The sequence below is a fragment of the Actinomadura violacea genome, from assembly GCF_017573465.1.
Lineage (GTDB): Bacteria > Actinomycetota > Actinomycetes > Streptosporangiales > Streptosporangiaceae > Spirillospora > Spirillospora violacea.
On record NZ_JAGEPF010000036.1, the window covers coordinates 95,641 to 114,731 of the forward strand.

At 74.7% G+C, this 19,091-nt stretch carries 16 protein-coding genes and 1 rRNA gene; 9 read left to right on the forward strand and 8 right to left on the reverse strand.

The window, feature by feature from the left end; translation table 11 throughout:
* Together J4709_RS44175 and J4709_RS55980 are read left to right on the forward strand one after the other, a co-directional pair.
* Entirely contained in the window at nucleotides 1–564 is a 564-nt protein-coding gene (locus tag J4709_RS44175) for a TetR-like C-terminal domain-containing protein (RefSeq protein ID WP_208251222.1), read from the forward strand.
* Between the two features lie 36 nt (nucleotides 565–600).
* A complete protein-coding gene (locus J4709_RS55980; protein ID WP_208251224.1) occupies nucleotides 601–972 on the forward strand; it encodes a DUF2530 domain-containing protein in 372 nt (123 codons plus the stop codon).
* A gap of 27 nt (nucleotides 973–999) precedes the next feature.
* Here J4709_RS55980 and J4709_RS44185 read toward each other — a convergent pair whose 3' ends face one another.
* A complete protein-coding gene (locus J4709_RS44185) occupies nucleotides 1,000–3,990 on the reverse strand; it encodes a sacsin N-terminal ATP-binding-like domain-containing protein (RefSeq protein WP_372442237.1) in 2,991 nt (996 codons plus the stop codon).
* 67 nt (nucleotides 3,991–4,057) lie between these two features.
* Nucleotides 4,058–4,804 carry a DUF3027 domain-containing protein gene (locus tag J4709_RS44190; RefSeq protein WP_307802072.1) on the reverse strand — a complete coding sequence of 249 codons (747 nt, stop codon included), beginning with the start codon at nucleotides 4,802–4,804 and terminating at the stop codon, nucleotides 4,058–4,060.
* Nucleotides 4,805–5,078: 274 nt separating this feature from the next.
* Between J4709_RS44190 and J4709_RS44195 the strand changes: the two genes are divergently transcribed.
* Nucleotides 5,079–6,497: an MFS transporter gene (locus J4709_RS44195; protein WP_232384964.1), complete on the forward strand. Its 1,419-nt coding sequence runs from the start codon at nucleotides 5,079–5,081 to the stop codon at nucleotides 6,495–6,497.
* Here the strand turns inward: J4709_RS44195 and J4709_RS55200 are convergent.
* Both J4709_RS55200 and J4709_RS44205 read right to left on the reverse strand, forming a co-directional pair.
* Nucleotides 6,494–6,889 carry a cold-shock protein gene (locus J4709_RS55200; RefSeq protein WP_173096655.1) on the reverse strand — a complete coding sequence of 132 codons (396 nt, stop codon included), beginning with the start codon at nucleotides 6,887–6,889 and terminating at the stop codon, nucleotides 6,494–6,496. The two genes, J4709_RS44195 and J4709_RS55200, sit on opposite strands and share 4 nt — an antisense overlap.
* A 175-nt stretch (nucleotides 6,890–7,064) precedes the next feature.
* Entirely contained in the window at nucleotides 7,065–7,715 is a 651-nt protein-coding gene (locus tag J4709_RS44205) for an HAD family hydrolase (RefSeq protein WP_307802071.1), read from the reverse strand.
* 337 nt (nucleotides 7,716–8,052) lie between these two features.
* Between J4709_RS44205 and J4709_RS44210 the strand changes: the two genes are divergently transcribed.
* Complete coding sequence (locus tag J4709_RS44210; RefSeq protein WP_208251227.1) at nucleotides 8,053–8,523, forward strand: hypothetical protein; 471 nt, start codon at nucleotides 8,053–8,055, stop codon at nucleotides 8,521–8,523.
* Between the two features lie 36 nt (nucleotides 8,524–8,559).
* On the opposite strand, the gene J4709_RS44215 is transcribed toward J4709_RS44210, so the two are convergent.
* Nucleotides 8,560–9,033 (reverse strand): GNAT family N-acetyltransferase, encoded by a 474-nt coding sequence (locus J4709_RS44215; RefSeq protein ID WP_232384965.1) that lies wholly within the window; start codon nucleotides 9,031–9,033, stop codon nucleotides 8,560–8,562.
* A gap of 172 nt (nucleotides 9,034–9,205) precedes the next feature.
* Here J4709_RS44215 and J4709_RS44220 point away from each other — a divergent pair, with 172 nt between their 5' ends.
* From J4709_RS44220 to J4709_RS44230, 3 genes are all read left to right on the forward strand, one after another.
* Nucleotides 9,206–9,823 (forward strand): TetR/AcrR family transcriptional regulator, encoded by a 618-nt coding sequence (locus J4709_RS44220; protein WP_208251228.1) that lies wholly within the window; start codon nucleotides 9,206–9,208, stop codon nucleotides 9,821–9,823.
* A gap of 237 nt (nucleotides 9,824–10,060) precedes the next feature.
* Nucleotides 10,061–12,442 carry a helicase-associated domain-containing protein gene (locus J4709_RS44225; protein WP_208251229.1) on the forward strand — a complete coding sequence of 794 codons (2,382 nt, stop codon included), beginning with the start codon at nucleotides 10,061–10,063 and terminating at the stop codon, nucleotides 12,440–12,442.
* 102 nt (nucleotides 12,443–12,544) lie between these two features.
* On the forward strand, nucleotides 12,545–12,946 hold the full coding sequence (locus tag J4709_RS44230; RefSeq protein WP_208251230.1) for a hypothetical protein: 402 nt from the start codon (nucleotides 12,545–12,547) through the stop codon (nucleotides 12,944–12,946).
* On the opposite strand, the gene J4709_RS44235 is transcribed toward J4709_RS44230, so the two are convergent.
* Nucleotides 12,922–14,361 carry an MFS transporter gene (locus tag J4709_RS44235; RefSeq protein ID WP_208251232.1) on the reverse strand — a complete coding sequence of 480 codons (1,440 nt, stop codon included), beginning with the start codon at nucleotides 14,359–14,361 and terminating at the stop codon, nucleotides 12,922–12,924. The genes J4709_RS44230 and J4709_RS44235 overlap by 25 nt on opposite strands.
* 107 nt (nucleotides 14,362–14,468) lie before the next feature.
* Between J4709_RS44235 and J4709_RS44240 the strand changes: the two genes are divergently transcribed.
* Nucleotides 14,469–14,774 carry an ArsR/SmtB family transcription factor gene (locus J4709_RS44240; RefSeq protein WP_208251234.1) on the forward strand — a complete coding sequence of 102 codons (306 nt, stop codon included), beginning with the start codon at nucleotides 14,469–14,471 and terminating at the stop codon, nucleotides 14,772–14,774.
* 130 nt (nucleotides 14,775–14,904) lie between these two features.
* Nucleotides 14,905–16,557 carry a DNA repair helicase XPB gene (locus J4709_RS44245; protein WP_208251235.1) on the forward strand — a complete coding sequence of 551 codons (1,653 nt, stop codon included), beginning with the start codon at nucleotides 14,905–14,907 and terminating at the stop codon, nucleotides 16,555–16,557.
* A gap of 69 nt (nucleotides 16,558–16,626) precedes the next feature.
* Here J4709_RS44245 and J4709_RS44250 read toward each other — a convergent pair whose 3' ends face one another.
* Together J4709_RS44250 and rrf are read right to left on the reverse strand one after the other, a co-directional pair.
* Nucleotides 16,627–18,789, reverse strand: a complete 2,163-nt coding sequence (locus J4709_RS44250; RefSeq protein ID WP_208251237.1) for an N-acetylmuramoyl-L-alanine amidase — start codon at nucleotides 18,787–18,789, stop codon at nucleotides 16,627–16,629.
* Nucleotides 18,790–19,015: 226 nt separating this feature from the next.
* Nucleotides 19,016–19,091 (reverse strand): 5S ribosomal RNA (rrf, locus tag J4709_RS44255); the annotation flags it as partial.

The window sequence follows — 19,091 nt, forward strand, 5'->3', positions numbered from 1 at the left end:
ATGCCGCGCGCGGGCCTGTCGCCGGACGCGGTGGTGGACGCCGCCATCGCCGTCGTGGACGCCGGCGGACCCGGCGCCCTCACGCTCGCCGCGGTCGCCGGAAGGGCCGGGGTCGCGACCCCCTCCCTCTACAAGCATGTCCGCAACCTGGCCGAGTTGCGACAACTGGTGACCGCGAGAGTCCTGGAAGAACTCGCCGACCGCCTCGGCACCGCCGCCATGGGGCGCTCCCGGGACGACGCCGTGGCGGCCGTCATGCGCGCCTACCGCGGCTACGTTGTGGAGCACCCTAGCCGCTACGCGTCGATGCAGCAGTCCGCCGAGGACGTCGGCGCGGGCGGCGCCGCGGGCGAGCGCGTCCTCGACGTCATCTACGCGGTGCTGCGCGGCTACGGCCTGGACGGCCCGGACCTCGTCCACGCGACCCGCTGCCTGCGCTCGGCCGTGCACGGCTTCGCCATCCTGGAGGCCGCGGGCGGCTTCGGCCTCCCGGCGGACCTGGAGGCCAGCTACGAGCGGCTCATCACCGTGCTCACCTCCGGTTTCTCCCAGACCAGGGTGTGACGGCCCTCTCCCACGCCCGCCGCGTAACCTGATCGCATGACCCCTCCGCGCCGCCCGGACCCGCCGCCCATGCGGACCAACGACGTCCGCGTGGCCCTCGCGGGCACCGCGGCGTGGGCGGTCGCGCTCGTCGTCCTGCTGATCACTGGGACGCCGTCCGGGGACCGCTGGTGGCTGTGGGTGTGCGTCACCGGCATCGTGACCGGGCTGTTCGGCGTCTGGTACATCCCGCGGCTGCAGGCGGGCCGCGAGCGGCAGGAGGCCGCCCGCGCCGCCCGGCGCGACGCCGCGGTCGAGGACGCGGTGCAGGTCTCCGGGGCCGGTACGGCCGGGGCCACGCGCCAGGACCTCGTCGCGGAGACCTCCGCGGCCTCCGACCCCGCGGAGACCTCCGACGCGGACGTCTAGGGCTCTACGGCTCCAGGCTCTACGGCTCTAGGGCTCCAGGTCGTCCTCGGCCAGCAGGACGGGCAGGGCGTCCGGGTCGCGCAGGACGGCCTCGGCGAGGAGCCTGGCCGCCCAGTCCCCGCAGGCCCAGGCGAGCGCGCGCGCGAGGCCGCCGGTCCCGCTCGCGTGGATCTCGCCGTCCCGCGTCCACCATGGGACGTCCTGGCCGTCGACCATGAGCCGCTCGTGCGCGAGGTAGGTGTCCGGTGCGTCCGGCAGGACGGCCCGGACGGCGTCCGGCACGGGCCGCTTCTCTCCGGCCGTTTCCACCGCGCCCGGCACCTCGTCGCCGGCCAAGGGGAGGTCGAGCAGTTCGGCGAGCCGTGTATCCCGGCCCTGCGCGGCGATCACGAGTGGCTGGCCCGCCAGGAGCGGCAGGACGTCGGGGCCGTCCAGGACGAGGGCGTCCGCAGCGTCCACGACCTCGACCGCGCCGTCCACGACCGCGCGCACGTGTTCGGGCGGTTCCACGGTCACGTCGGCGTCGGCGAGGGCCGTCCACAGGCCGCCTAGTTGGACGCGGCTGACGGCGCGCTCCGGATCGCCCATCCGGTCGAGGAGTTCCTGCGCTCCACCGGGTTCCGCAAGCAGATCGGGCAGGGACGTACGGACGCCCAAGGCCAGCAGTAGCTGCTCGTCGAACCCTTCAGGCGCGACGTCGTAGAGCCCTGCGAGCGCCTCGTCCCCCTCTAGCCGGAACTCTCCCGGCCTACGGCCGTCCAGGATGGGGCGGTGGCTCAGCCACCACGCCGTGTAGGACGCCACAACGGCACGGTGTCCCGTGTACAGGGCGACATGGGCGGGTTCCACGATCGCGGACCGCCATGGCGGCGCGGCCAGGAGCCGCAGCGCGCCCGGCCAGTCGTCGACGAGCTCCAGGTCGCGGACGGCCTGGAACTCGGGCACGAGCGGCGGCAGTTCCTGCGGGCCGATCCGTTCGAGGACGTCGTCGGCCCACCGGTCCTCGTCGTCGAGATCGAGGGTCTCGGCCTCGTCCACCAGGCCGGACAGGTTCACGTCCTCGGCGCTAGCGAGCGCGAAGCCGTCCAGCACGCCGGCGGCGGCGAGGGTCTCGGCGCCCCACCGCTCCAGCGCCTCCGGGGCGACGACGCCGAACGGCGCGTCCCCGGCCATCACGGTGCGCAGCGGGCTGTCCGGCAGGAGCAGCTCGCCGGCCGGGTAGAGATCGCCGTCGTCGCCGGGGAGCGCCAGCTCCGACAGCCACGGCTCGTCGCCCGGGTCGAGCCGCGCCGCCGCGACCAGGCCCAGCACGGCCTCGGCGACCGCGCCGGGGTCTTCGGCGTCGAAGGAGTCGTCGACCGCGGCCCGCACCGCCGGGTCGGCGAGCACCGCCCGCGGGCCCGCCTCGACCGCGCCCAGCCGCAGCAGCAGCGGGTGCACGGCCTCGGGGTGCACGAACCGCAGCCCGAGCGCGTCCAGGCCCGCCGGGTCGACACCGTCCGCGACGAGCAGGCCGCGCGGCCCGCGCACCAGCCGCCCCGTCTCTCCCGCCAGTGGCACCGGGAGCGCCCCCAGGGCGTCCCTGGCGGCCTCGGTGAGCGCCTCGTACACCCGGTGCCACCAGCGCGGTCCGCGGTCCACAGCGGCCAGCTCGTCGACGACGTCGGCGATTTCGACGCGGCGGACGCCGAGCGCGGCGAGCGCCGGGCTGCGCGCGGGCCAGCCGGGCGGCAGCAGCCCGCCGACGACGGCCTCGTCGCCGGCACGGCCCGCGAGCAGGTCCAGGAACGCGGCGGGGGCGTCCAGCGCAACGGCGTCCCGGCCGCGCATGCGGCGGCCTTCAGGGTCGTCGGGAACCGGGAGCAGCGCCGCTTCCGGGAGCAGTTCGCGGATGGCCCGCCGTAGCTGCGCGTCCAGTTCCCCTGCGCCCACAGGCCCGGGCACAAGGTCGAGCAACCGGGGCTCTGCAGGACGCGCCTTGAGCAGCTCCACATAAGCCTCAGCGGCACGAGCCACCAGGAAGTCGGTCAAGGGCCCAGGCGCGACATGCCGCCTGTCGGGGGCGAGCGGGAACGACGCGATCAGCAACGCCGGCAGGTCGAGCCGCTCATCGCTGGGCGTGGGCGCATGCAGTACAGCGGGCGTGCCGTCGGGCAGCCCGTCCTCAGGCAGCGCCCACCGGACCTGCCATGAGGCGCGCGCCCGTTCCTCCACGGGCCGGTCCTCTAGCAGTTCTCCAGGCGTCGCCCCATGCGCCTCGACGGTCCGCCACGCCTGCCCGTCGACGACGACCAGGCCCGCTTGGCGCCGCTCCGCGGAGAGCACGCGCACGTCCCCGTCGATGTCGATCTCGACGGACTCCAGAGCGGGCAACGCCAGCATCAGCGCCGCGTCCACCTGCTCCAACTGCCGCCGCACGGACTCGGCCGCACCCGCCCGCAGCGGCAGCCGCACCACCGTGTCGAACCCGCCGGGGATCTCCGGCGGCTCGTCCGCCGCGAACGGCAGCCGCAGCAGCGGGACCCGGCCCTCCCGCCGCGCCAGCTCGTCCGCGACCCCGGCGAGGCCGCCCGCCAGCTCCCGGGCCCGCTCCTCCGACCACGCGACCCCGCCCGTGCGCGACGCGATCGACGGCGCGGACGTCACGGCCACGACGGCGGCGAACCCGACGCCGAACCGCCCCACCGCGCCCGCGTCGTCGCGTTTCGCCGACGCCCGCAGCGTCGACAGCGCCTCGACGCCCGCGGCGTCCAGCGGCGCGCCCGTGTTGGCCGCCGTCAGGACCGCGCCGGCGGAGTGCAGCGCCAGCCGCAGCCGCCCCGGCACGGCGGCGCGCAGCGCGGCGTCCGCCGCGTTCTGCGCCAGCTCGATGACCACGCGGTCGCGGTAGCCGCCGAGGGCGTGGTCCTCCTCGGTGTTGGCGTCCTCGCGGAACCGCGCCGGGGACTCCTCCCAGGCGCGCAGGACGCGCTCGCGCAGCACGCGCGTGCCGAACGGATCCGGGGCCACCGCCGTCACCACCTCGCCGCGCGGGCCGCGGCTCGTCGCGGGGACGGGCGGCGCCCCCGATCCGGTCTCGTCGCGATCAGCTGTGCCCGAGCGCCTCGTCGTCCAGCGGCTCGGCCTCCTCGGCCGCCGCCGGGACGACGTCGTAGCCCAGCTCGTCGATCACCGGCGGGTTGTGCTCGGACGCCGCCGGGAGGTTGACGGCCTCGGAGTGCGCGCCGCAGCCGTGGTCGGCGGACACCACGCGCCCGTCGTCGGGGGCGTACTCGTTGGCGCACACGCCGAACACCTGCCGCAGGCCGCCGGCGAGCGCCACGTAGAACCCGCAGGTGGAGCACTGCGCGGGCGCGGACGCGGCGATCGGCGCGCGGGGCCCCGCGACGCCGTCGTACCAGCGGGCGGCGGCCTCGTCGCGGCCCTCGCGCGACAGCACCCGGGCGCGGCCGAGGCCGAGCTCCCACTGCGCCTCGCGCTCGGCGGAGTCGTCGACCTGCGCGTAGCCGGGGGTGAGCCGGACGTCGTCGGGCGCGGTCGGCAGCAGGTCGCCGGGGCCGAGGTCGCCGGGCCGCAGCCGGTCCAGCCACGGCACCCACTCCGGCGCGAGCAGCGCGTCGTCGCCGGGCAGCAGCACGCACTCGCTCACCGTGACGATCTTGGCGCGGGCGGCGCGGGTGACCGTGACGGCCCAGCGCCAGCCGACATAGGCCGGGTCCAGCGCGGCGAAATAGTGCGTGACCACCCGGTCGCCCTCGGCGCGCAGGCCGAGGTGCTCCCCGACCGGCGCCGGGCGGGCGGTCTCCTCGGCGGCCGTCCGCGCGAGGTCCACCGCCTCGGCGCAGGCGGGGTCGACGGCGGGCGGCCGGGCCCGGCGGGCGGACCCGGAGGCGGTGGGCGCGGCGGCGGTACGCGCGGGGCTGGACTGACGCGTTGGGCTCACCCCTCGATTCTCGCGCATCACGGGGCATGACCGGACACGCGGGCCCGCGGCGGGCGCGAGGTGATCCGGCCCGCCGAAGGGGAACGTACCCTCAATCAAGCGGCCGGGCGGGCCGCGACGGGCCGGGACCGGCACGGACCCCGCGAGGAGAGAACAGGGCGCGATGGGACTGCGACGCTCCGTGCGCGCCGGTGCGAGCGGCGCGGGCAGGACGCTGCGCGGCATGCGCTCGGCGGTGTCCGGCGCGGGCCGGCTCACCCGGCGCGTCACGCACGCGCGCGGCGCCGGGCGCAGCGGCCTCGGCGACCTGATCGAGGCGTCCGCGCTGAACTCGGCCGGCGACGCGCTGGTCACCGTCGCGCTCGCCGGGACGCTGTTCTTCGGCCTGGACGTGAACCAGGCGCGCGGCCAGGTCGCCCTGTACCTGCTGGTCACGATGGCGCCGTTCGCGCTGGTCGCGCCGCTGATCGGGCCGGCGCTGGACCGGATGCGGCACGCCCGCCGGTACGCGGTCGCCGCGACGTTCGCGGTGCGCGGCCTGCTGTGCTGGGGGATGGCGGGCGCCGTCGCGCACAACGACCCGGTCACGTTCCTGCCCGCCGCGTTCGGCGTGCTGGTGACCTCGAAGGCGTTCGGGGTGCTGCGCGCCGCGGTCACCCCGCAGCTGCTGCCGGACGAGATCACGCTGGTCACGGCGAACGCCCGCGCCTCGTTCGCCGGGCTGGTCGCCTCGTCCGTCGCCGCCCCGGCGGGCGCGGGCCTCGCCGTGCTGATCGGCCCCGGCTGGGTGCTGCGCATCGGCACGGCGGTGTTCCTGCTCGGCATCGTGTTCGCGATGCGGCTGCCCAAGCACGTGGACCTGCCCGACACCGCCCAGCCCCCCGACGCGGACGCACCCGACGCCGCGGCCGACGAACCCGCCGCGCCCGCCCGGCACTGGCGGACGCTGCCGCGCGTCGGCCCGGTCGTCGCGGAAGCGATGCAGGCGAACGCGGTGCTGCGCGCCCTGTCCGGCTTCCTGGTGCTCTACCTGGCGTTCCTGCTGCGCCAGGAGCGGTTCGACCCGGTGTCGCACAACGTCGCGCTCGGCCTGCTCGCCGCGTTCGCCGGCGCCGGCGGCCTCGTCGGCACCGCGCTCGGCGCCTGGATGAAGGCGCGGGCGCCCCGGCTGATCGTCACCGCGACGCTCGCCGCCGTCACCGCCGTGACGGCCGTCAGCGCGCTGTTCTTCGGCCTGTGGGCCGCGCTCGCGGTGGCGCTCGCGGCCGGACTCGGCCAGGTCCTCGGCAAGCTGTCGATGGACGCGGTCGTCCAGCGGGAGATCGGCGACGAGGTCCGCTCGTCGACGTTCGCGGTGACCGAGACCCTGCACCAGCTCGCCTGGGTGGTCGGCGGGCTCGTCGGCCTCGGCATGTCGATCGTCGCCGACGGCCGCGTCGCGCTCGCCATCGTCGCGGCGGCGCTCGCGCTGTCGCTGGGCCTGCTGCTGACCCGCCGCGCCGGCGCGCGCCGCCGCGTCCGCTCCGACCCGGGCGCCGCCGTCAAGGACGACGCCCACGGCCGGATGCGCGCGCCCGGCTAGGCGCTGATGTCGTCGGCCACCGCGCGCAGCACGGTCGCGATCTTCTTCGCCTCGGCCGGGGCCGGGTGCTTGCCGCGCCGGTAGGTGTTGGAGATCCCGTCCAGCAGCTTGATCAGGTCCTCGGTGATGACGACCATCTCGTCCGGCTTCTTGCGCCGCTGCTTGGCGATGGTCCGCTCGACCGACGGCAGGCTCTCCAGCACGCGCACCTGCAGGGCCTGCTGCCCGCGCCGGCCCTCGACCACGCCGAACTCGATGCGCTGGCCCGGCTTCAGCGCCGTCACGCCGCCCGGCAGCGCCGAGGAGTGCACGAAGACCTCACCGCCGTCGTCGCGGGTGAGGAAGCCGAACCCCTTGTCGGAGTCGTACCACTTGACCTTGCCAGTCGGCACGGGATACCTCGTTCGGTAATCGTCCTGAATCGACCCCAAGATTAGTGCCTCGCCGGATACCGGGGAACATGCCGGGACCCCCCCGCGAAGCCCCTGGGGCAACGGGATGAAGCTATCCCGGACATCGCCCCCGCGGCACCCCGATATCGCCCGGCCCGGCACCCGCGGACGGCGGTCAGGCGGCCGCGAACTCCGCGAGCCACCCCGGGAAGGCGTTCAGGTCGGGAAGGACGACGTCCGCGCCGTAGGCGGTGAGCGCGGCGGAGTCGAACGCGCCGGTCGCGACCCCGACGGCCACGGCGGACGCGGCGCGCGCCGCGTCCACGTCACCGGTGTGGTCGCCGATGTAGGCGCGCGCGCCGTGCTCGCGCAGCACGGTGCCCTTGTCGGCGCCGAACAGCCCGCCGACGGCGATGTCCACGTCCAGGCCCAGGAAGCTCACGGTGCGCTCGGTGTCGCGCTGGTTCTTCCCCGACACCACGACGACCTGTCCGCCCACCGACCGGACGGCCTCCAGCGCCGCGACCGCGCCCGGCATCAGCCCGGTCGCGGGGATCGCCACGTCCGGGTAGATCTCCCGGTAGAGATCCATCATGGCGGGCACCCGCTCGGGCGGGAACCAGTAGGCCATCTCGACCTCTAGCGGCGGGCCGATCCGTTGCAGGACCAGGTCCGTGTCGATGGCCACGCCGGTCTGCGCCGCCATCGCGGTGTACACGGCGGCGATGGCGGCACGCGTGTCGGCCAGCGTGAGGTCGAGGTCGAAGCCGACGGAGAATCCGGCACCATCCGGACGGGGAATCTTCGGCGAATCAAGGTCCAGCACGCTTCACAGGGTAAAGGTCCGGTATGGAGCGATTGCCAACGCCGGGGCGCGCGCGGGACGGAACGGGCCGCACGGGCCCGGACGCAAGTACCCGCGCTCTCCCGGTAGTGGCGATGCGACGGGATCCGAGTAGGAGAGCGCGGGAACTCTTGGCGCGGGGACCTTGTCGTGCCCGGCCCGGTCTGGTCTGCCGGGTTCCGGGCGGCCGCCCGTGCCGTGGTGATACCCGCGCCCCCTGCCGAAAACCGCGTGACCAGGAAAAACGTAGGGCTCGAACGAGCCACCCGGACCCCAAGGACGAGCAGCCGCAGGCCGGCCCGGCGAAGGAGGGCGCCCCATGGCAGACAACAGGGCAGACGACACCGACCGCACGGTGGGCGCGCAGGAACCGGTGAGGCCGGACCCCGGCCGCACCGAACCCGCGGGCACGGGCACGACCGCCCGGCACGCCATGACCGGGACGCGCCTGGACCCGGGCGACAGCCGGTCCCGGCGGCCGTTCGCCGCCTCCGCCGCGGCCGCCCGCAAGCGCACCGTCGACCTGATCGCCGCCGTGATCTCCATCGTGACGACGGTCGTGGTGCTGGTCCTCGCGTTCCACATCCTGTTCGTGGTGTTCGACGCCAACACCGGCAACGACCTCGTGCACTGGTTCGGCGCCCGCGCGGACGAGCTGGCCTGGCAGTTCAAGGACGTCTTCCAGCCCGACAACGCCAAGGTCGGCGTGGCCGTCAACTACGGCCTCGCGGCGCTGGTCTACCTCGTCATCGGGCGGATCGTGGTGGCCCTCGTCCGCCGCGCCGCCTGATCCGCCGGGGACACCGAGGTCACCGGAGCACCGGGGTCACCGGCCGGGGAAGCGGACGACGTCGAAGGGCCACGCCGTGGTGACCCATTCGCGGACGAAGTCCTCCAGGTCCTTCTCCAGCGCGGTGTCCTCCTCGTCGGCGCGGACCCAGAACACCACGACCGCGTCGGCGCCGGGCTCGCCGGACGGGGCGACGTGGATGCGGCCGAGCTGCCGCTCCCCGTCCGGCGTGTTCACCACGTAGCTGAAGGAGCGGCGCAGCTGGCCCTCCTTCTGCAGCCACGCGACGTCGATCAGCGCCTGCTCGAAGGTGAACTCGCGGTCCGGCCAGCCCCACTCCGGGCCGAACCGGCCGGCGAGCCGGTCCAGGCTGCCGATCACCGCGCCGTAGTCCTTGACGACGTCGTGCACGGTGATCGGGCGGATCTGGAACCGGGGTCCGGCGACCAGCGTGGGCACCACGAAGTCCTCGGGGAGGAAGGCCCCGTCGGCCGCCTTCCGCGGAGACATGAACATCGTCGACCCTTCCGGGGACGCCCCTTCCGGCACAGGGGCGCGGGGCATCGAACTCTAGTCGCCCCCGGGGCGGGGCGAGGCGCGTCACGAATTCGGGCGCGCCGGGGCGCGGCAGGGGCCCGCAGGTCCAACATGCCTTACTGTTCTTCCGGAGGAATTCATCACCATGACGACATCTACGCGCGAGCGGATCGTGAGCGAGTCGCTCCGCCTGTTCGCGGACCGGGGCTACGCGGCGACCTCGGTGGCCGAGATCGAGGCGGCGGCCGGGCTGTCGCCCGGCGCGGGGGGCCTGTACCGGCACTTCCGGTCCAAGGAGGAGGTGCTCGCCTCCGCCATCCGCGAGCACATCGAGCGGACCCGCGAGCAGATCAGCACCGTGCTGGACCATGCGGAGGTCTTCGCGGACCGCCCGCTCGAGGTGCGGCTGCGGATGACCTGCCAGGCGGGGCTGGCGAAGATGCGCGAGGAGCAGGACCTGATCCGGGTGCTGTTCCGCGACCTCGACCAGTTCCCGAACCTGGTCGCGGAGATGCGCGAGGGCATCGTCAACCCGCTGTACGACGGGATCGCGACCTGGCTGTCGCAGCAGCCGGAGTACGCGGGCGCCGAGGAGGACTGGGCGGCGGTCGCCTCGATCCTCGGCGGCGCCGTCGTCAACTACTGGCTGGCGAACGAGTCGATGTACGAGCCGCCGACGCGGATCGACGAGAAGCGGTTCGTGGAGAGCTGGGCCCGGCTCGGGCTCGGCCTGGTGAACCTGGAGCGCACGCCGGCGTCCTGACCCGCCGTTCCCGGCCGTTCCCGTACCGCGCCGGACGGCGTGTCCGGCACGCGTTCCTCCACGTGCCGCGGCCGCCTCTCACGTGCCGCACCGGCCGCCTTCCGCGTGCCGCACCGGCCGCACCGTCGCGCCTCTTACCCTGGGAGGGTCCCGCCCGCAGCGTCCCGACATGCGCGAACGCGCCGTCGCCGGGGCGCGGCGAGCCGGGGCGCCCGCGACACTAAGGTGGCGAACGGCATGGAATCGTATGCGGACTGGCTCCGCGCGCGAGGCGACGACGAGCTTCGCGCGCTGCTGGCCGCGCGTCCGGAGCTGCTCGCGCCCGTCCCCGCGGACCTGACCGCGCTCGCCGCGCGCGCCGCGACGCCCGCCGCGGTCTCCCGCGCCCTCGACCGGCTCGACCGGTTCACGCTTGCGGTGCTGGAGGCGGTGCTCGTCGTGCCGCCGCCGGTGCTCCCGGACGCGCTGGCCGCCGCGCTCGGCGCCGCCCCGGGGCTGGTCGGCGACGCCGTCGAGCGGCTGCTGCGGTTCGGGCTGGTGTGGCGGAACGGCGGCGGCGCGCTGAACGCGGCGCCGGGCGTCCGGCAGGGCCTGCCGCATCCGGCGGGGCTGGGCCCGCCCGTCCAGGAGGTCTTCGCCGGGTACCCCGTCGAGCGGCTGTCCGAGCTCGTCACCGATCTGCAGGACGAGGCGCCGCGCGGGTTCGCCGACGCGGCGCGGCTGCTGCGCCGGCTCGCCGAGCTGCTCGCCGACCCGGCGCCGCTGGTGGAGGCGGCCGGCCCGGAGGCGCGGTCCGCGCTGGACGCGCTGGCCTGGGGCCCGCCGGTGGGACGGGTCGCCGACGCGCGCCGTCCCGTCCGGGTCGACACCGCCGCCACCCCGATCGAGCGCCTCCTCGCGCGCGGGCTCCTCGCCGCCGAGGACGACCGGACGGTCACGCTGCCCCGGGAGGTCGCGCTGCATCTGCGCGGCGGCCGGCTGTTCCAGGACCTGCAGGCCGAGCCGCCGCCGCTCGGCCAGGAGCCGTCCGGCGCGCCCCGCGGCGAGGACATGGTCGTCCGCGCCGCCGCCGGCGAGGCGTTCAACGGGGTCCGGCTGATCGAGGAGCTGCTGGAGCGCTGGGGGCTGGAGCCGCCGCCGGTGCTGCGCAGCGGCGGCCTCGCCGTCCGCGACCTGCGCAACGCCGCGACGCTGCTGGACGTCCCGGAGTGGAAGGCGGCGCTGCTGGTCGAGGTCGCGTACGCGGCGGGCCTGCTGACCCGCAGCGGCGACCTCGACGGCGAGTGGCTGCCGACCCCCGCCTACGACCTGTGGCTGATGCGCGACACCGCGGGCCGCTGGACGGAGCTGGCGCGCGGCTGGCTGAAGTCGGACCGGGCCGCCGGGCTCGCCGGGGAGCGCGACGACCGGGACCGGCTGATCAACGCGCTGAGCGAGGCGATGGTGCGCAGCAGCGCCCCCGCGACCCGGCGCGCCGCGCTGGAGATCCTCGCCGGCGCCGAGCGCGGCACGCCGGTGGACGCCGACGCGCTGCGGGCCCGGCTGGCGTGGCTGCGCCCCCGCCGCGGCGGCCCGGCCCGCGACCGGCTCGTCGGCTGGACGCTGCGCGAGGCCGCGGCGCTCGGCCTCACCGGGTTCGGCGAGCTCGCGCCGTTCGCCCGCGACCTGCTCGCCGGCGACGACCCCGAGCCCGGCCTGGAGAAGTACCTGCCCGACCCGGTCGACCGGATCCTCATCCAGGCCGACCTGACCGCGGTCGCGCCGGGGCCGCTGGTCACCGAGCTGAGCCGGGAGCTGGCGCTCGCCGCCGACGTCGAGTCGACCGGCGGCGCGACCGTGTACCGGTTCACCCCCGAGTCGATCCGCCGCGCCCTGGACGCCGGCCGCACCGCCGACGACGTCAGCGGCCTGCTGGCCCGGCACTCGGCGACGCCGCTGCCGCAGCCGCTCACCTACCTCATCGACGACGTGGCGCGCCGGCACGGGCACCTGCGCGTCGGCTCCCTCGCCTCCTACGTGCGGACCGACTCGGCCGGCACGCTCGACGAGATCCTCGCCGACCGCCGCGCGGCGGCGCTGCGGCTGTACCGGCTCGCCCCGACGGTGCTGGCGTCCAGCCTGCACCGCGGCGAGCTGCTCGACGGGCTGCGCGCGATGGGCCTCGCGCCGGTCGCCGAGTCGCCGGGCGGCGGCGTGATCGTGACGCGGCCGGACGCGCAGCGCGCCGAGCCGCCGCCGACCGCCGAGATCGTCCGGCTGCGCCCGGACGACACCGCGGACGCCTCGATGATCTCCGCGGCGGTGCGCGCGCTGCGGGCCGGCGACGAGGCGTCCCGGCACGGCGCCGAGCAGGCCCGGCTGCGCGCGGACGCCCCGTCCGGCGAGCCGCCCCGGTCCCCGGCGATGGCGACGATCGAGCGGCTGCGCGGCGCCGTCGACCGCGGCGGCCGGGTGTGGATCGGCTACCTGGACCAGCAGGGCCAGGCGTCCAGCCGGATCGTCGAGCCGGTCCGGGTGGAGGGCGGCTTCCTCACCGGCTACGACGCGACCCGCGCCGCGGTGCACCGGTTCGCGCTGCACCGCATCACCGGCGTCGCCGAGCTGGACGACGAGGCCTGATCCGTCCGGGTCCGGCCGCACGGAACCACCGGGCCGCCCGATCTGTCCAACCATGTGTCCTATCGGGCGGGTACCGTGCCCTCAAGCGCGAGGAGGCGACCGGTGAGCGGATACGGAGGGGTGCCGCCCGGCTGGCACGACCCGTACGGCGGTCAGGGCGGCTACGGCGGGACGCCGGGGTGGGACGACGGCGGCGCCTACGGCCCGTACGGGCCGCCCGGCGTCCCGCACGCGCCGGCGAGCAACGGCTCGGCGATCGCGGCGCTGGTCTGCAACTGCGTCGTGGCGCTGCTGTGCTGCAACATCGTCGCCATCCCCGGCATCGTGACGGGCGCGCTCGCCCTCGGCCGCGTGCAGACCGACCCGGCGTCGGCGCGGCGGCTGACGATCTGGAGCTGGTCGCTGTTCGCGGCGTCGGTGCTCATCGGCATCATCCTCCTGATCGTGTACGTGGCCTTCATCGTCACCAGCGACTCGGACTACACCTCGACCGGCGGCGTCTGAGCCGGGACGGGCGCGGCGGCGCGCGGGCGGCGCAGCGCGAGCGCGACGAGCGTCCCGGCGGCCATGCCCGCGGCGGCGAGCAGCACGGCGGTGCGGCTCCCGTCGGCGATCGCGGCCCGCAGCAGGTCGCCGGTGCGGCCGCCCGTCCCGGCGTTCGCGACCGCGGTCAGCACGGCGAGGCCGATCGCGTTGCCGAGGTTCAGCGCGGTCGACGCCATCCCGTTCGCGACGCCCTGCCGCTCCGGCGCGACGCCGGTGGACGCGGCGATCCACATCGCCGTCCAGACGAGCCCCTGCCCGACGCCGGACACGACCAGTCCCGGCACGGTCGTGAGGAACGCGGCGCCGATGGCGAACCCGGCGGCGAGCGCCGCGGTGCCGGCGACTCCGGCGGCGAACCCGGTGACGAGCGTCGGCCGCGTCCCGAGCCGTCCCACCATCCGCTCGCCGAGCTGGGTGCCGGTGGCGATCGCCACGGACGGGACGAGGAACGCCAGCCCCGTCTCCAGCGCCGAGTACCCGTGCACGTTCTGGAACAGGACGGTCAGGAAGTACGGCAGCGCGCCGAACGTCCCCATGAACACGAACGTGGTCGCGACGCCGACGACGAGGCTGCGGTTGCGCAGCAGCCCGAACGGCATCAGCGGGTCCGCGCCGCGCGCCTCGACGGCGGCGAACGCGGCCAGCAGCACGGCGGCGACGGCGAACGCCCCGATGATCAGCGGGTCCGTCCAGCCGGCCTCCGGCCCCTGGACGAGCCCGAACACCAGCAGCGTCGCGCCGCCGGTCACGGTCAGGGCGCCGGGCAGGTCGAACCTGCGCCGTTCCCGGACGGCGCCGCGCCGGTCGTCGGGGATCACGAACAGCGCCGCGACCGCGACGAGCCCGGCCAGCGGGACGTTCACGAAGAACACGGCGGGCCACCCGAACGCCTGCGTCAGGACGCCGCCGAGCAGCGCGCCGACGGTCAGCCCGCTCGCCCCGGCGCCGCCCCACACCGCGAGGGCCCGGTTGCGGCGCGGCCCCTCCTCGAACAGCGTGTTGAGCAGCGACAGCGTGGACGGGAGCAGCAGCGCCCCGCCGATCCCCTGCACGGCCCGCGCCGCGATGATCACGCCGGGGGCGCCGGCGAGCCCGCCCGCGAGCGAGGACAGCGCGTAGACGGTGAGGGCGGCGACGAACGTCCGGCGCCGTCCGAGCAGGTCGGCGGCGCGCCCGCCGAGCAGCAGGAACCCGCCGGCCAGCACCACGTAGGCGCTGATCACCCACTGCTGGGTCTGGCCGGAGAAGCCGAGGTCGGCGCCGATGTCGGGAAGCGCGACATAGACGATGTTGAGGTCGAGGGAGAAGATCAGCTGCGCCAGGGCGAGGAGCGCGAGGCTCCCGGCCGTCCGGCGCTGGTCGGGTACGGACATCCGAACGGTGCCTCTCGGAGGATCGGTCATGACTGTTCGAATGTTGTCGTACAGTCCAACTGTTCGTCAATATACGTACTGTCGTACCGTCGCGTAGACTGGCCCGCATGATCGCCCAGCACCCCGACCGGGACCAGATCCTGCTGGAGAACGTCCTCGCCGCCCTCGGCAACCCGCTGCGGCTGCGCATCGTCGGCGTCCTCGCCGACGGCGGGGAGCACAGCTGCGGCAGCATCCTCGACGACATCTCCAAGTCGACGCTCACCCACCACTGGCGCGTCCTGCGCGACAGCGGCGTCATCTGGCAGCGCCCCCACGGCCGCGAGAACCTCCTCTCGCTGCGCCGCGACGACCTCGAAGCCCGCTTCCCCGGCCTGCTCGCCTCCGTCTGCGGCGCGCTCGGCCACGCCTGACGCAATATCCCGGACGGATCGGGCGTTGAACCCTGCGGTCCCGTCCGGAACGCGCGACGAGCCGGCACGCCTCGGGTAGCGTGCACGGCGTCCGGACGAGCCATCGCGATCATCGACGGGGGCTTCTGCATTGACCGACGGTCCGCTCATCGTCCAATCCGACAAGACCCTGCTGCTGGAGGTCGACCACGAGCTGGCCGGCGCCTGCCGCAAGGACATCGCCCCGTTCGCCGAGCTCGAACGGGCACCGGAGCACGTCCACACCTACCGCGTCACGCCGCTCGCGCTGTGGAACGCCCGCGCCGCCGGGCACGACGCCGAGCAGGTCGTCGACACCCTGATCAAGTACTCCCGCTATCCCGTCCCGCACGCGCTGCTGGTGGACGTCGCAGACACGATGGCGCGCTACGGGCGGCTGCGGCTGGAGAAGCACCCCGTGCACGGCCTCGTGCTGGCCTCCTCGGACCGCTCGGTCCTGGAGGAGGTGCTGCGCGCCAAGAAGGTCAAGGGGATGATCGGCGACAGGGTCGCCGACGACACCGTCGCCGTGCACCCGAGCGAGCGCGGCGCGCTGAAGCAGGCGCTGCTCAAGCTCGGCTGGCCCGCCGAGGACCTCGCCGGTTACGTCGACGGCGAGGCGCACGCCATCTCCCTCGCCGAGGACGGCTGGGAGCTGCGCTCCTACCAGCGCGACGCCGCCGAGGCGTTCTGGCACGGCGGGTCCGGCGTCGTCGTCCTGCCGTGCGGCGCCGGGAAGACGATCGTCGGCGCCGCCGCGATGGCCCGCGCCGAGGCGACCACGCTGATCCTCGTGACCAACACCGTCTCCGCGCACCAGTGGAAGCAGGAGCTGATCCGGCGCACCTCGCTCACCGAGGACGAGATCGGCGAGTACACCGGCACGAAGAAGGAGATCCGGCCGGTCACCATCGCCACTTACCAGATCATGACGACGCGCCGGAAGGGCGTCTACACGCACCTGGAGCTGTTCGACGCCCGCGACTGGGGGCTCGTCGTCTACGACGAGGTCCACCTGCTGCCCGCGCCGATCTTCCGGATGACCGCGGACCTGCAGGCCCGCCGCCGCCTCGGCCTCACCGCCACCCTCGTCCGGGAGGACAACCGGGAGGGCGACGTGTTCTCCCTCATCGGCCCGAAGCGCTACGACGCGCCCTGGAAGGACATGGAGACGCAGGGCTGGATCGCGCCCGCCGACTGCGTCGAGGTCCGCGTCACCCTCACCGACTCCGAGCGGCTCGCCTACGCCACCGCCGAGCCGGAGGAGCGGTACCGCTTCTGCGCCACGACCGACACCAAGACGAAGCTGATCCAGGCGCTCGTCGACCGGCACAAGGGCGAGCAGCTCCTCGTCATCGGCCAGTACATCGACCAGCTCGACGAGCTCGGCGCGCTGCTGGACGCACCGGTCATCAAGGGCGAGACGCGGGTCCGCGAGCGCGAGCGGCTGTTCGACGCGTTCCGGTCCGGCGAGATCAACGTGCTGGTCGTGTCGAAGGTCGCGAACTTCTCCATCGACCTGCCGGAGGCGTCCGTCGCCGTCCAGGTGTCGGGCGCGTACGGGTCGCGGCAGGAGGAGGCGCAGCGCCTCGGCCGGCTGCTGCGGCCGAAGGCGTCCGGGCAGGGCGCCCGGTTCTACGCCGTCGTCGCCCGCGACACCCTCGACCAGGACTACGCCGCCCACCGGCAGCGCTTCCTCGCCGAGCAGGGCTACGCCTACCGGATCGTCGACGCCGACGCGGTCCTCGCCGGCGAGGAGATCTGACCGTCCGAGCAGGCCGAAGGGCCCGGCGTCGCGCACGCCGGGCCCTTCGGTGTCTCGGTGTCCGCCGCGTCAGGGCAGGTAGGCGATCCCGTCGATGCAGACGGTCGGCCGCTTGGACGTCCCCGCGACGACGACCTTGATGGTGTGCTTGCCGCTGCCCTTCCAGGCCCGCGTCCAGACGAGCTGCCGGTACGCGAGCTTGGAGCCGCGGGTGTCGAGCGTGCCCGCCTTCACACCGTCCACGTAGACGACGACCGCGCCCACGTTCGTCGCCCGCTTGACGACCAGGCCCGCGCTGCGCCCCGTGAACGTCCAGCTGGCGCTCGCGCCCTTGGCGCTGCTGTACAGCCCGTACCCGCCGAGGTAGTGGCTGTTCGTCGTCTTCTTCCAGGACCCGGTGCGCTGCGACTGGCCCTCCGGCATGAGCGCGACGCTCTGGGACGTCGCCGCCGTCGCGGCGTTCCCCGCGGCATCGGCGGCGGTCAGCGACCACGACTGCGCGGCGCCCGGCTTGGCCGTCGCCGCCCAGCTCGTCGTCGTCCCCGCGAACGTCTTCGCCGCCGGCGAGGTCGCCTTCACCGATTGCACCAGCGCGTTGTCCGTGGCCTTCCAGCCGAGCGTGACGGGCACCGCGGCCGGATCCACCGTCCCCTTCCGCAGCGCCAGCGCCGGCGGCGTCGCGAAGACGGGCTTGGTCACGTCCGCGACCACCGTGTACGCGGGCGAGTCGGCGGTGCCGCCGTTCCCGTACGCGGCGCGCAGCACGATGTTGTGCGTGCCCGGCTCCAGCGTCACCTCGGCGGACGTCGCGCCCTCCGCCGGCTTCGCCACTGCCTTGCCGTCGACGAGCACCTGGTACGTCGTGGACGCGGCCGGCTTCCATCCGACCGTCACCGTGCTCTTGGTGTAGTACCGGCCGCTCACGTTCGTCGCACCGGTCAGCGTCGCCGCGACCGACGGGGTGACGAGCTTCTTCGCGGCGGTGCGGATCGCACCGAGCTTGGCGTACAGCTGGTCGCCCGGGCACGTCGTCGCGAACCCGTCCCGGTGCCCGGAGATCGTGTTGAACGACACCTTCTTCCCGTACGGGTACTTCCCGTCCTTCACGTTGGACGTCAGCGTCGTCTTCCCCGCCGGGTCGACGCCCGTCAGGCTCAGCTTCCACGCGGCGACCTTCGCGACGCCGGTCAGCGCCGCCTGCGTCGGCGCGACCCCCGCCGGCTTCTGCGTCTTGCCGGTGTAGGTCCCGATGACGGCGACCCCGGTCGTGTCGGTGTTGAACCCGTAGGTGTGCGCCCCGTGCACCGGCCGCTCCAGACCGCCCGCGCGGCCCGCGTAGATGGTGCCGCACTTGTCCACGAGGAAGTTGTAGCCGATGTCGTTCCAGCCCAGGCTCTTCACGTGGTACAGGAAGATCGACCGGACCACCGACGGCGCCTGCTTGCACGTGTAGGAGTTGCCGGTGTCGGTGTGGTGCACGAAGACGGCCTTCACCGACGCGTCGTACTGCACCGGCTCCTTGACCAGCTTCTCGTCCGCGCCCCACTGCGCCCGCGACACGATCGCCGGCCGCGGCGCCACCGCCACGGCGGCCGCCTGCAGGCTCAGCGCCGGCACGCTGGGCGGCGGCGTCTCGACGGGCGCGGTGGCCGCCGCCAGGCGGACATCACTCCCGCCCTGCCCCGCCGCTCTGGGCTGGTCGCTCTCGCTCCCGCCCGTCCCGCCGGTGGACGAGGTCGTCCCCGAACCGGGATCGACGAGGTCCACCCGCAGCCCCGGCGGCAGCGTCCTGCCGTACCCCGCGACCCGCACCTCGACGCCGTTGGACGGACCGACCCACAGCCCGCTCGTCCCGGACCTCTCGCCCGCCTGGGCGTCGGGCACGTCGTCGGTGTCCGGTTCCACGGCCCGCCAGTCGGACCATTTCCCGGTCGCCTGGTCCCTCGTGCGGAGGCGGACCGTCCCGTGCAGTTCCGAGCGCGGTTTCTCCCACGTCACGCCGACCAAGCTGAACGGCTGCGTGGACGCCGCCGGCATTCCCACGACCTTCTTCGCGGCGGTGCTGCCGGGCAGATCCCGCAACCCATACCGGTATACGCGCCCCGGATCAACGGCCTGCGCCTGGCCCTTCGGGGACGTCGTGGCCCCGGAACCGCCGGCCACCACATAGGTCACCGTCCCCGCCACGACCACGGCGGCGACGGACGCGCCGACAAAAGTACGCCTGACCATCTCTCTCCGTTCGCATCCGGCCCCGCCCCCGGTCGGCCGGCCCCGTCTCGGCCCGATACTGCCGCTGCGGCAGCACCACCACAAGGACCACGCGCAAAGCCCACTACCTCGGGATCACCACCGCAACCAGCTGACCACGGTAGGCCATCCCGCCTCGGCCGCTCAGGCGTCGTGTCCCGAAAATGCGGAAGGCCCCGCCGTGAACGGCGGGGCCTTCCTAATATGAGTCCGGCGGTGTCCTACTCTCCCACACAGTCTCCCATGCAGTACCATCGGCGCTGGAGGGCTTAACTTCCGGGTTC